This window comes from Enterobacter sp. FW301-JW81 (genome assembly GCF_058788735.1).
Window position 1 is genome coordinate 1442356 of the sequence record NZ_JBYTBA010000001.1, and the last position, 11806, is coordinate 1454161.

Genomic DNA, 11806 nt, shown 5'->3' on the forward strand with positions numbered 1-11806 from the left:
GCTGCCTCGTTACGCCGCTTTGGGCTGTTTTTCATAGAGGAAATGCAGGATCTGCTGACGCAGATGGTGATAGCGGCTGTCGTCCGCCAGCTGCACCCGGTTACGCGGGCGCGGCAGGTCAACGTTCAGGATCTCCCCGACGGTCGCCGCCGGGCCGTTGGTCATCATCAGCACGCGATCGGAGAGCAGCACCGCCTCGTCCACGTCGTGGGTGATAAGCACAATGGTGGTGTTGAGCGCCTGCTGGATCTGCATCACCGAGTCCTGCAGATGGGCGCGGGTCAGCGCGTCCAGCGCGCCGAACGGCTCGTCCATCAGCAGCACTTTCGGCTTCATCGCCAGCGCGCGGGCAATCCCGACACGCTGTTTCATGCCGCCGGAGATCTCCCCCGGGCGCTTATGCATGGCGTGCCCCATCTGCACGCGATCGAGATTGTGTTCAATCCACTCCCGGCGTTCCGCCTTGCTCATGGTGTGGCGAAACACGTGATTCACCGCCAGGGCAACGTTGTCGAAGCAGGTAAGCCACGGCAGCAGCGAATGGTTCTGAAAGACCACGGCACGCTCCGGCCCTGGCCCGGCAATTTCACGGTTGTCGCAAATCAGCCCGCCTTCCGTCGGCAGGGTAATGCCGGCGATAAGGTTCAGCAGCGTCGATTTGCCGCAGCCGGAGTGGCCAATCAGGCTCACGGTTTCGCCTTCGTGAATATCAAAAGAGACGTTCTGCAGCGCCAGAAACTCGCCGCTGGCGGTGGAAAAACGCTGGCTCACGGCCTGGACCTGAATTATCGGTTTCATCTTCGCTCCTTATTTTTCCTGCCAGCTAAAGCGGCGGGCGATAAGCATCAGCCCCTGCTCCAGCAGTAACCCGACCACGCCAATGATGACGATGGCGATGAGAATGTTTTCGACGTTAAGGTTGTTCCACTCGTTCCAGATCCAGAAGCCAATCCCTAAGCCTCCGGTCAGCATCTCGGCGGCGACAATCACCAGCCAGGCAATGCCGATGGACAGGCGCACCCCGGTCAGCACCGCCGGCAGCACCGCGGGAAAGAGAATGCGGCGCATGATGGTCCACTCGGAGAGCTGCAGCACGCGGGCGACGTTGAGGTAGTCCTGCGGGATGCGGCGCACCCCTTCGGCGGTGTTGATCACCATCGGCCAGATTGAGCAGATAAAAATGGTCCAGCTGGAGGCCGGTTCCGCTTTCTGGAACAGCAGCAGGCCGATAGGCAGCCAGGCCAGCGGGCTGACCGGGCGCAACAGCGCGATGAGCGGGCTGAACATGCGCGAGAAAAAGGTGAAGCGGCCAATCAGGAAGCCTAGCGGGATCCCGGCGAGCGCGGCCAGACCAAAACCCACCGCCACGCGCTGCAGCGAGGCGAGCACGTTCCAGCCGATGCCCATGTCGTTGGGTCCGTCACGGTAAAACGGATCGGCGAACAGCGTGAGTGCCGAATCCAGGGTGCTGAGCGGCGTCGGGAATCCTTTGCTGTTGATCGCGGCCAGCTGCCAGAGCACCACCAGCAGCCCCAGCCCCAGAAACGCCGGGATGATGCGCTGAAGGATGCCGTTAATCCGGCGCGCGAACGTCGGCGTACGGCGGCGAATCTGCACCGGAGGCAGAATAATCACCTCCCCACTCTCCGGCGTCTCGTGTGATGTCGTCTTTTGCAGTTGCTGCATAATCAGGCCCCTTTACGATGAATGGCGAAACGGTTGGCGTATTCTTCCGGGTCGGTACCGTTCCAGACGGTGCCGTCCATCAGTGTGCTGCTGCGCAGCGGTGACGCCGGTGAGGTAATGCTTCCTACCGCCGCGGCGGCATCCTGCCAGACCGCGGTCTGGTTAATGCGCTGTGCAATGCCCGCATAGTCCGGAGCGGATTTAAGCAAACCCCAGCGGCGGAACTGGGTTAAGAACCACATGCCGTCGGAAAGATACGGATAGCTGACGGCCCCTTCGTTAAAGAAGCGGATCGGGTGGGCGTCCTGCCAGCGCGTGCCCAGGCCGTTGTCGTACTCGCCCAGCATCCGCCCGGTGAGGTACTGCTCTTTGGTATTCAGCCACGCCCGGCGGGAGAGAATCTGCGCGGTCTCGCGTTTGTTTTCCGGGGAAGCATCAATCCAGCGCGCCGCCTCCAGCACCGCGCTGACCAGCGCCCGCGCGGTGTGCGGGTTTTTCTCCACCCACTCGCGACGCGTGCCGAGGATTTTTTCCGGATGGTCGGCCCAGATGGACTGCGACGTGGCGGCGGTAAAGCCGATGCGGTCGTTGATGGCGCGCGCGTTCCACGGCTCGCCGACGCAAAAGCCGACCATGTTGCCGATGCGCATGTTCATCACCATCTGCGGCGGCGGTACCACCACGGTGCGGACATCGTCGAACGGGTTAATGCCCGCACTGGCCAGCCAGTAGTAAAGCCACATGGCGTGTGTCCCCGTCGGGAAGGTGTGCGCGAAGGTGTAGGTGCCGGGCGCCTGCTGTCCAATCAGTTTTTTCAGGCCGTCGAGGTCGCGAACGCCCTTCTCCGCCAGATCGCCTGAGAGGGTAATCGCCTGGCCGTTCTGGTTAAGGGTCATCAGGTTCGCCATCTGCTGCGGCTTACCGGCAATACCCAGCTCCAGCCCGTACAGCAGACCGTAGAGAATGTGCGCGGCATCCAGCTCGCCCGCCACCAGCTTGTCGCGCACCGCCGCCCAGCTCGCCTCTTTGGTGGGCACGATGGTAATGCCATATTTTTTATCAAACCCTTTCAGCGCCGCGATAACCACCGGCGCGCAGTCGGTCAGCGGGATAAACCCGATGCGTACCGTTTCCTGCTCCGGTTTATCCGAGCCTGCCGCCCACGCGGCCTGCATGACACCCGGTAACAGCATTGTGCCACTCGCCAGCATACTGGCCTGCAAAAACCGCCGTCTCGACAAATCCGCCATGACCACTCCTGAAAAAAAGCCAAAAAAAAGCGCCCGACAGTGCCGAAGCACCGCTGGACGCCTTTATCCCGAAGACGAATGCACCGCCGTTGGCGCACCGTCAAAAATGGTTAATCAGATAATGCAAAGGGAATGCCAGGTTTTAACACGCTGTTTCCGCGGCGCTAACGGCAATTCTCCCGCCTTCACGCACCTCAATCAGGCACAAAATGCCCGTTAACCGTGCAGCTACTCCTTTGGGGTTACCTGCCAAAGCTTCTTCACCATGAGCAGCGCCCGGGCGATATCCACCATCCGCTGGTTCTTGTCCATCGCCATTTTACGCAGCGCCGTCCAGGCCTGTTCCTCACTCATATTCTGATGAGTCATCAGCACGCTTTTCGCTTTATCAATGGTTTTGCGCTCTTCAAGCGTATCGCGCAGGGATGCAAGCTGGCGCGAAAGCTGCTCTATCTCACGCGCCTGCTGGCGCACCAGGGTCAGTAAGGGTTTTTCCGGGTAGCGGACAGGCGGCTCGTCCTGCTCATCGGCGGGAGGCGCGTACGCCTCGTCACGGTAAATACGCTCGTCTACCGCGACTATCAGATCGGCGATGATCGTCTCCTCCAGCGCGCGCAGATGTTCAAGTCGCGCGGTTTGTAGGGCAAACCAGGCCAGCGCGGTATGGCCATCGTCTGCGGCAGGCTGGCGGGTGCAGGCCACGCGCCTCAGCTGCTCCGTTTCACGATCGGGCTGGCAGTTCAGAGAAAAAGCGGTCTGGACGTCGGCGGCGCTGTGCGAGAGAAAGATCTCAAAGCAGGCCTGCTGACCGTCGATGCGGTCAACCAGCCTCTGGCGGGTAACATCATCGAAAAAGCCCTGCGTGAAGCCAATCGCCCCCAGCGCCCGCTCCTGTCCCGCCAGCTCTTTTCCCTGCATCAGGCTATAAAGGGCAACAAAACGCCCGGCGATTTGCGGATCGTCAATGCTGTCATTGAGCTGCGGCACGATACTGAGCAAATGGCGAAGCATGCGGGAGTAGTGCTCCATCGCCTGCGGTGCGGTTACCGTTTGCTTAATCACACCGTCACGCAGCGCGGGGAGCATCTCCAGGCTCAGCAGCGCCCCGCCGATGCGTTCGCAAACGGAACTTCCCGGGATCGGAGACTGTGCTTCAAGCGTGCCGTAAAGTGCAGCGAGGTTTTCATCCACCAGCGCCCGGCTGGCCTTGCATTCAGGGGCGTAAAGCTTACCCTGTGAGCAGAGCCAGACGTTGGACGCCCCGCGCTCGCACTGTAACATGTGCGCAAGCTGGCTAATGCCATGCACAAGCACGCCGAGCTGTGCCAGCTTGCTGAGCTGCTCCCGGCGCATCACCTTTGCGCGCTGGAGCCATTCGGCAGCCCCTGGCGAAATGCCAGCCATTAATGTCATGCTTACTCTCCAGAACAGCGAAACTCGGGAAAGTTAAGCAATATTCGTGCCTTTATAAGAACAGGAGTCAACATGCAAAAGATTGTGATCGTCGCCAGCGGTGCGGCCTACGGCAGCGAATCCCTTTTTAACAGCCTGCGTCTGGCCATTGCGCTGCGTGAAAAAGAGAGCGACCTGGCGTTACGCCTCTTTTTGATGTCGGACGCGGTCACCGCCGGGCTGAAGGGCCAGAAACCGGCCGAGGGCTATAACATTCAGCAGATGCTGGAGATCCTGACCGCGCAAAACGTGCCGGTGAAGCTGTGCAAGACCTGCACCGACGGGCGCGGCGTTACCGGCCTGCCGCTGATTGAGGGTGTCGAAATTGGTACGCTGGTTGAGCTGGCCGAGTGGACGCTGTCCGCAGATAAAGTATTAACTTTTTAATAATAAACCCGTAAAAATATTATTTTCTTATGGACGCGGTTTCAGCATCAAGTTTACCTGCGGGGTTGCCGATAGGCATGGAAACAACACAGCAGGTATTTCACTTATGTTCAGATCCATTCGTGCACGCATCATCGTCGCGACGGCAGGCTGTCTGGTCGTCGCCCTTCTCCTGAATACCGTTATCAACTTCCAGGTCACGCGCCAGGATAACCAGCAGTCCCAGCGCGATATCCTGACCAGCACCAGCGCCAGCCATAGCACGGCGATTGCCGACTGGGTAAAAAGCAAGATGATGGTCATCGCCTCCGCGCAGAGCGTTGCGCTGAGTGACGACCCGGTTCCGGCGTTTAAACAGCTCGCGCAGGCGGGTGGATTCACCAACGTCTATGTAGGCTACGCCAGCAAAACGGCAAAATTCTCCGAGCCTGCGGGCGTCCCGGCGGATTATGACCCGACCATTCGCCCCTGGTATCAGCAGGTGGTCAGCACGGACGGCCCGGTCGTCACGGCGCCCTACGTTGACGCCGGTACCGGCAAACTGGTGGTGACCTTCGCCGTGCCGGTGAAGGAAAACGGCACCCTGAAAGCGGTTGTGGCGGGCGATGTGGCCATGGACAGCGTGGTGGCTAACGTACGCGGGATCCATCCGACCCCGGCCAGCAGCGGGTTACTTCTGAACAGCGATGGCAGCGTTATTGCGGCTAACGATCCGGCCCTGACGCTTAAACCGTTTGCTGAGACGATCAAGGGCATCGATTTTGCTGCGCTGAAAGGCGGTAATCCGGTCGACGGAACGCTGAACGACGTCGAGAAAACCTTCGTGGCGACGGCCGTGCCGGGCATGAACTGGCTGCTGGTCGTCGCTCTCGACAGCGGCGACGCCACCTCCGGCATGCATTCCCTGCTTAAAGCGTCGGCGATTTCGCTGGTGATCCTGGCGCTGCTGAGCGCGGCCATCGTCCATTTCCTGATTGCCCGTCTGCTGAAGCGTCTGTCTGATATTCGCGACGCGATGCACAATATTGCCAACGGGACCAACGATCTCTCGCAGCGCCTTCCCGACAGCGGCGAGGACGAAGTTGCGCAGATTGCTCAGGCCTTTAACGCCTTCAGCGATAAGCTCTCGGTGGTGATGGTACAGCTTCGTGATGCCAGTGAATCGGTGAAAAATGCCGCGCAGGAGATTGCCGCAGGTAACCAGGATCTCTCCGGGCGTACCGAGCAAGCAGCGTCCAGCCTGCGCGAGACGGCGAGCGCCGTGGAGCAGATCACCGCCTCGGTGACGCAGTCCAATGAATCGGCAGCCGAAGCGAACGACCAGGCAAGCAAGGCCTCCGCGGCCGCAGCGCGCGGCGGTGAGGTGGTATCGCAGGCGATCAGCACCATGCAGTCCATTGAAGTCGCGTCGGCAAAAATTGGCGATATCACCAGCGTGATTGACGGTATTGCTTTCCAGACCAACATCCTGGCGCTGAACGCGTCTGTAGAAGCGGCCCGTGCCGGGGAGCAGGGTCGCGGGTTTGCCGTGGTGGCAGGCGAAGTACGAAACCTGGCGAGCCGCAGCGCCCAGGCGGCGAAAGAGATCAAATCGCTGATTGATTCCACCACCGACAGCGTGGCTACCGGCTCCCGCTACGTACATCTGGCAGGCGAAAGCATGGATGAGATCCGCTCCAGCATCGGCAGCGTCTCCGGCATCATGCGCGAAATCTCCATCGCCACCAGCGAGCAGATGAAAGGCATTCACGAGATCAACCATGCGGTGACCCATCTCGACCGCATGGTGCAGCAGAACGCCGAACTGGTGGTGGAATCCGCCGCCGCCGCGGGTGCCCTGCAGAGCCAGGCGGGCGACCTTGCTGAAACCGCCGGTCATTTCCGCATTTAATGTTCTTCCGGCGCGCGTTTAGCGGGTAAAACGCGCGCCAGCGGAAATTTTGAGGAATTTTGTCATTTTTGTTTAATCGTTATGCCATTTTTTGATCAAAATCAGCATCCCGACCCTCCCCCTTTGGTGTTATGCCATGAGTGAATTGTGAACAACATCACGCTCGGATATGGCAGCAGGGAGAGCGTTGTTTAAGACTACGGGGTAAAAAATGGCACTGGTAAAAACAAGTTTGAAACTGTTTGGCGGGGATACGGTAGTGGTGCGTTGCTCAGAACGCTGTCGTATTCATCTGATGAGTTCGAAAGCGCAAAAACAGTCCCAGGCGGATATTCTGACCGTACAGGACGATAAGGCCTGGCTTACCGTGCCGTATACCGGCACGTGGGATGTGCTGATCGACAGCCACAGTCAGTCGCTGGAGCATTCCGTCAGCTACGTGGCCGCATAAAATCTAACGCCCGGCAAGCCGGGCGTATTATCAGGCAAAACCTGGTCGCAGCGTACCGTTGAGCGGGTTCCCTTCCAGCAGCGCCTTCACCTTTACCACCAGCTCATTCAGACAATCGTCCTTCATGCCGAGGCGGGTTAGCTCCTGATCGAGGGAGAAGAGATACTGCGCGTTGGTGCCCAGCGGCCCGCTGGCAGCGGCAATTAGCGGGGCAATCACCTGCGTGCGGGTGTCCGCTTCATACAGCGGGTGGCGCGGGTCCATAATAAAGACCAGCGCATTGACGGTGCGTCCGTCATCCAGTTCCAGCTTGCACCAGCTTGGCATATAGCAGCCGGTGATCATTTCACGCTTCCAGAGCAGCGTGAGCTCCTCTTCCAGCGTGGCATCCGGAAGGCGATACGCTACGCCCGTGGTGCGTCCGCCCTCTTTCAGTGCAAGCATGCGTCCCGGCTGGCACGCGCTGCCGCGCCCGGCCGTCAGGCGCAGGCAAAATGCCCGATGCCAGCCAGGGAGCGTACCCGTTGCCGATTCGACAAATTCCAGAGCCGGGTTCCACATCAGCGAACCGTAGCCAAAAATCCATACCGGGCCATCATCCGGGCGGCAGGCAAGCGTGGCAGCGAGCGACGCCGCACGTTGTTCAGCTGACCAGAGAAGCGATTCCTCAATAGCACCAAATGCCGTCTTACAATCTGCCTTCATTAAGAAATCACGCGTTAACACTTTCCACCTCCGCCACTGCATGCTTCCTTGCGACATCTGTAATTCGCCTTCCCGGCCTTAGGTGCTGGTCATTTTGCCAGCAGTTAAATAACGATAAGCAATTAGCGGACCAGTTGCAATACAACGAAAGTTCAACCGCCTGAAAAGTCAAAATGAAGGCAGCGAATAATTTCACGGCTATTTCTTTTTATGCCATTTATCATCGTCCCCTTTCTCATATTCATGTTTTACTGCGGCCCAGGCGACTTTGTGCGCCGTCTCTTCACGGTTGGCATCATCCCGGCGATCGTCCTTATCTTTGTACTGATCCCAGGCGCTGTTAAACGCCTCTTTGTAGATATCCTGCGCGTGAGCGGGAAGCACGTTTTGTACGTTATCCGGTAATTCGCGTTTCGTTTTATAGGGCATCACTAACCTCTCTTTTGGCTAAAGAGATAAGTGTGGACGACGATACGTCAGGGTGCCACCCGACAGAAATTTATGGATAGCTATAAATTATAATTTACTGTTATTTAAAGAGTATTAAATGAAAATTACGCATTATAGACATCAAGCAGTAAAATTATGAAAAAGGGTAAAATTAAGTAAAAAATAAAGGGTATTTAACAGAGATCTGTTAATTTAATGACCTCAAAAATGTATCTATAATTACAAGCACCTGCATTGATGGAGAAGCACATGACAGCAACACACGAGGCGGTAAAGACCCGCCACAAGGAGTCGTCACTCATTTTCCCGGTTCTGGCACTGGCTGTGCTGCTCTTCTGGGGAAGCAGTCAGTCACTGCCAGTGGTGGTTGGTATCAATATTCTGGCTCTGGTCGGTATTTTAACCAGCGCATTTAGCGTTGTTCGCCATGCGGACGTACTGGCCCACCGTCTCGGCGAACCGTACGGATCGTTAATTCTCAGCCTTTCCGTTGTTATTCTCGAAGTCAGCCTGATTTCCGCCCTTATGGCGACCGGTGACGCCGCGCCGACGCTGATGCGCGACACGCTCTACTCAATCATTATGATTGTGACGGGCGGCCTGGTGGGCTTCTCTCTGTTACTGGGTGGACGCAAATTCGCGACTCAGTATATGAACCTGTTCGGCATTAAACAGTATCTGATTGCCCTCTTCCCGCTGGCGATTATTGTGCTGGTCTTCCCGATGGCGCTGCCGGGCGCAAACTTTTCTACCGGCCAGGCGCTGCTGGTCGCGCTCATTTCCGCCGCCATGTACGGCGTATTCCTGCTGATACAGACGAAAACGCACCAGAGCCTGTTTGTGTACGAGCATGAAGACGACGGCGACGACGATGACCCGCACCACGGTAAGCCGTCGGCCCACAGCAGCGCGTGGCATACGGTTTGGCTGATCGTACATCTGATTGCGGTGATTGCCGTGACCAAGATGAACGCCAACCCGCTCGAGACACTGTTAACCGAGCTGAACGCGCCGGTGGCGTTTACCGGCTTCCTGGTGGCGCTGCTGATTCTGTCCCCTGAAGGGCTGGGCGCGCTGAAGGCCGTATTGAACAATCAGGTTCAGCGCGCAATGAATCTCTTTTTCGGCTCGGTACTGGCGACCATTTCACTCACCGTACCGGTGGTGACGCTGATTGCCTTTATGACCGGCAACGAACTGCAGTTTGCGCTGGGCGCACCAGAGATGATTGTGATGGTGGCATCGTTACTGCTGTGTCAGATTTCGTTCTCTACCGGGCGCACCAACGTGCTGAACGGGGCGGCGCATATGGCCTTGTTTATTGCGTATCTGATGACGATATTTGCGTAGGATGGATCCGGTGCGGCCTGATGCCCTCACCCCAACCCTCTCCCACAGGGAGAGGGAGAAAACATAAAAAAACCCGCCGAAGCGGGTTTTTTATTATTTGCTGGTATCCAGCTCGTCGAAGCTTTTCACCAGATCGTCAATCGCTTTGATCTGTTTCAGGAACGGCTCCAGCTTAGCCAGCGGCAGCGCGGACGGGCCGTCGCATTTCGCGTTATCCGGATCCGGGTGCGCTTCAATGAACAGACCTGCCAGGCCGGTCGCCATACCGGCGCGCGCCAGTTCGGTTACCTGCGCACGACGGCCGCCAGACGCAGCGCCAAACGGGTCGCGGCACTGCAGCGCGTGGGTCACGTCGAAAATAACCGGAGACTGGTTAGAGACGTTCTTCATTACGCTGAAGCCCAGCATATCCACAACCAGGTTGTCGTAACCGAAGTTAGCGCCACGGTCGCACAGGATAACTTTGTCGTTGCCGCCTTCGATAAACTTATCGACGATGTTGCCCATCTGGCCAGGGCTCACGAACTGCGGTTTTTTCACGTTGATCACCGCGCCCGTTTTCGCCATCGCTTCGACCAGGTCAGTCTGGCGAGCCAGGAACGCCGGGAGCTGAATCACGTCCACCACGTCAGCCACAGGCTGCGCCTGAGAGGCTTCGTGCACGTCGGTGATCACTTTCACGCCAAAGGTCTGTTTCAGCTCTTGGAAGATTTTCATCCCCTCTTCCAGGCCCGGGCCACGGTAAGAGTGAATGGAGGAGCGGTTGGCTTTGTCAAAAGAGGCTTTAAACACGTACGGGATGCCCAGCTTCTGGGTCACGGTCACGTAGTGTTCGCAGATGCGCATAGCGAGATCGCGGGATTCCAGCACGTTCATACCGCCAAACAGCACGAACGGTAGGTCGTTTGCCACGTTGATATCACCAATGCTAACCACTTTTTGTTTCATAGGATCGCCTTATTCAGGTGTGAATCGGAATTAAGATTAATGCAGTGTAATTTGCTTGTGCGAGATCGCGTTGATCTGCGCGCGGATCATTTCGCTGATCGGATCTTCCGGGCACTGCTCGACGAAATAGTTCAGGTCGTTCAGCGCCACGTGTTCGCAATCGAGCTGGGCATAAATCAGCCCGCGGTCGCGAATTTCGTACGGATCTTCCGGATTAAACTGCAGCAACACTTCGCTGGCGCGCAGGGCCAGCTCCATCTGACGCTCTTCCATCAGGGCGGACTTCAGCGTATCCAGCAGCTTGCGGATGACTTCAGCGTTGTCGGCTTCATCGAGATCTTCATTAAAGAGCTCGGCCACCGGGCTGATATTGCCTTTCAGCCAGACATCCAGCGTATGCTCATCCAGCGTGTCGCCGTTAAACGGATTAATGAGCCACATCTCACCGTCCAGCCACTCTGCACGCAGGATCATCTGCGTTGGAAAAATGACCGGCACCAGCGGAATATCCAGACGGTGCGCGACCCACAGCAAAATAGAGCCCAGCGCAACCGCGCTACCCTGACGATTTTTTAAGACCTGGTCCAGCCATAATGCGTCAGACAGGCGGTACACGCCACGCGTGTCGCAGAAACCCCATTCGCCGTAGAAAAGCTCAAGGAGCTTCTCCAGCTGCCAGTCCTGCGGACGCGCCTGATTGATCTCTTCGCGCGCCAGGCTAACCAGACTCTCCAGCTCATCGTAGACATACTGCGACGTAAAATCGTCGCGGATCATCTCCGAAATCAGGATCATGCCATCGCAGAGCGGCACTTTATTAAATTCGAAATCGGCTAAGGACCTCATGACTTACCCCAGTAACGGTATTCTTGTGGTGGCGAGTTTAATGATGATGTACAGCACCACCAGACCCAGCAGAAAGGCGATAAAACCAACCTGCTGGCTGCGCGGGCGACGACGCCCAAGCGCGATAAAACCCAAAACGATGTAGATGATAACGCCAAACAGCTTTTCAGTCAGCCATGCGCCTTTATCAGTAAATGGCAGATAGCCGGTCTTCCACATGAGCCCGGCACCGGAAAGGAACAACACCGTGTCGACACAGTGCGGCGCGACACGCACCCAGCGGGCATTCATCAGCGGATTATTGCTGTAGCGCCACCAGTAACGCACGATGAAAAAGCCGATGGTCAGCGCAACGGAAATCAGGTGGACGGTAATAAGTATGGTAAACAG

General features: G+C 57.5%; 13 protein-coding genes. 4 read left to right on the forward strand and 9 right to left on the reverse strand.

The annotated features are described in order from the left end of the window. Window positions 1-9 precede the first annotated feature (9 nt). From AC3WOK_RS06805 to nasR, 4 genes are all read right to left on the reverse strand, one after another. The gene (locus AC3WOK_RS06805) at window positions 10-798 is read right to left on the reverse strand and encodes an ABC transporter ATP-binding protein (RefSeq protein WP_047348225.1); all 789 of its coding nucleotides are present in this window, start codon (window positions 796-798) and stop codon (window positions 10-12) included. Window positions 799-807: 9 nt separating this feature from the next. Further along, window positions 808-1686 (reverse strand): nitrate ABC transporter permease, encoded by an 879-nt coding sequence (gene ntrB, locus AC3WOK_RS06810; protein ID WP_063956666.1) that lies wholly within the window; start codon window positions 1684-1686, stop codon window positions 808-810. Between the two features lie 2 nt (window positions 1687-1688). After that, window positions 1689-2936: a CmpA/NrtA family ABC transporter substrate-binding protein gene (locus AC3WOK_RS06815; RefSeq protein ID WP_492354210.1), complete on the reverse strand. Its 1248-nt coding sequence runs from the start codon at window positions 2934-2936 to the stop codon at window positions 1689-1691. A 228-nt stretch (window positions 2937-3164) separates the two neighbouring features. Beyond that, complete coding sequence (gene nasR, locus AC3WOK_RS06820) at window positions 3165-4349, reverse strand: nitrate regulatory protein NasR (RefSeq protein WP_059311621.1); 1185 nt, start codon at window positions 4347-4349, stop codon at window positions 3165-3167. Window positions 4350-4421: 72 nt separating this feature from the next. Between nasR and AC3WOK_RS06825 the strand changes: the two genes are divergently transcribed. From AC3WOK_RS06825 to AC3WOK_RS06835, 3 genes are all read left to right on the forward strand, one after another. Beyond that, entirely contained in the window at window positions 4422-4775 is a 354-nt protein-coding gene (locus AC3WOK_RS06825) for a DsrE/DsrF/TusD sulfur relay family protein (RefSeq protein WP_047348221.1), read from the forward strand. 106 nt (window positions 4776-4881) lie between these two features. Beyond that, window positions 4882-6666 carry a methyl-accepting chemotaxis protein gene (locus tag AC3WOK_RS06830; RefSeq protein ID WP_492354211.1) on the forward strand — a complete coding sequence of 595 codons (1785 nt, stop codon included), beginning with the start codon at window positions 4882-4884 and terminating at the stop codon, window positions 6664-6666. Window positions 6667-6877: 211 nt separating this feature from the next. Continuing rightward, window positions 6878-7117, forward strand: a complete 240-nt coding sequence (locus AC3WOK_RS06835) for a DUF1883 domain-containing protein (protein WP_010432930.1) — start codon at window positions 6878-6880, stop codon at window positions 7115-7117. Window positions 7118-7147: 30 nt separating this feature from the next. Here AC3WOK_RS06835 and AC3WOK_RS06840 read toward each other — a convergent pair whose 3' ends face one another. Then, entirely contained in the window at window positions 7148-7843 is a 696-nt protein-coding gene (locus AC3WOK_RS06840; RefSeq protein ID WP_023344362.1) for a gamma-glutamylcyclotransferase, read from the reverse strand. 177 nt (window positions 7844-8020) lie between these two features. Next, a complete protein-coding gene (gene chaB, locus AC3WOK_RS06845; protein WP_492354212.1) occupies window positions 8021-8251 on the reverse strand; it encodes a putative cation transport regulator ChaB in 231 nt (76 codons plus the stop codon). A gap of 270 nt (window positions 8252-8521) precedes the next feature. Between chaB and chaA the strand changes: the two genes are divergently transcribed. Beyond that, window positions 8522-9622 carry a sodium-potassium/proton antiporter ChaA gene (gene chaA, locus AC3WOK_RS06850; RefSeq protein WP_047348219.1) on the forward strand — a complete coding sequence of 367 codons (1101 nt, stop codon included), beginning with the start codon at window positions 8522-8524 and terminating at the stop codon, window positions 9620-9622. Window positions 9623-9715: 93 nt separating this feature from the next. Here the strand turns inward: chaA and kdsA are convergent, their stop codons facing one another. From kdsA to sirB2, 3 genes are read right to left on the reverse strand one after another with little or no spacing between them, the layout of a single operon-like run. Continuing rightward, a complete protein-coding gene (kdsA, locus tag AC3WOK_RS06855; RefSeq protein WP_047348218.1) occupies window positions 9716-10570 on the reverse strand; it encodes a 3-deoxy-8-phosphooctulonate synthase in 855 nt (284 codons plus the stop codon). A 36-nt stretch (window positions 10571-10606) separates the two neighbouring features. Next, complete coding sequence (gene sirB1 / locus AC3WOK_RS06860; protein ID WP_047348217.1) at window positions 10607-11416, reverse strand: invasion regulator SirB1; 810 nt, start codon at window positions 11414-11416, stop codon at window positions 10607-10609. A gap of 3 nt (window positions 11417-11419) precedes the next feature. Next, window positions 11420-11806, reverse strand: coding sequence for an invasion regulator SirB2 (gene sirB2, locus AC3WOK_RS06865; RefSeq protein ID WP_492354246.1), 387 nt, complete (start codon window positions 11804-11806; stop codon window positions 11420-11422).

Excerpts from the sequence above, each read along its gene's own strand:
- kdsA (WP_047348218.1), bottom strand. The coding sequence starts at position 10,570 with ATGAAACAAAAAGTGGTTAGCATTGGTGATATCAACGTGGCAAACGAC.
- chaA (WP_047348219.1), top strand. The coding sequence starts at position 8,522 with ATGACAGCAACACACGAGGCGGTAAAGACCCGCCACAAGGAGTCGTCA.
- AC3WOK_RS06835 (WP_010432930.1), top strand. The coding sequence starts at position 6,878 with ATGGCACTGGTAAAAACAAGTTTGAAACTGTTTGGCGGGGATACGGTA.
- AC3WOK_RS06805 (WP_047348225.1), bottom strand. The coding sequence starts at position 798 with ATGAAACCGATAATTCAGGTCCAGGCCGTGAGCCAGCGTTTTTCCACC.
- AC3WOK_RS06825 (WP_047348221.1), top strand. The coding sequence starts at position 4,422 with ATGCAAAAGATTGTGATCGTCGCCAGCGGTGCGGCCTACGGCAGCGAA.
- AC3WOK_RS06815 (WP_492354210.1), bottom strand. The coding sequence starts at position 2,936 with ATGGCGGATTTGTCGAGACGGCGGTTTTTGCAGGCCAGTATGCTGGCG.
- nasR (WP_059311621.1), bottom strand. The coding sequence starts at position 4,349 with ATGACATTAATGGCTGGCATTTCGCCAGGGGCTGCCGAATGGCTCCAG.
- sirB1 (WP_047348217.1), bottom strand. The coding sequence starts at position 11,416 with ATGAGGTCCTTAGCCGATTTCGAATTTAATAAAGTGCCGCTCTGCGAT.
- chaB (WP_492354212.1), bottom strand. The coding sequence starts at position 8,251 with ATGCCCTATAAAACGAAACGCGAATTACCGGATAACGTACAAAACGTG.
- ntrB (WP_063956666.1), bottom strand. The coding sequence starts at position 1,686 with ATGCAGCAACTGCAAAAGACGACATCACACGAGACGCCGGAGAGTGGG.
- AC3WOK_RS06830 (WP_492354211.1), top strand. The coding sequence starts at position 4,882 with ATGTTCAGATCCATTCGTGCACGCATCATCGTCGCGACGGCAGGCTGT.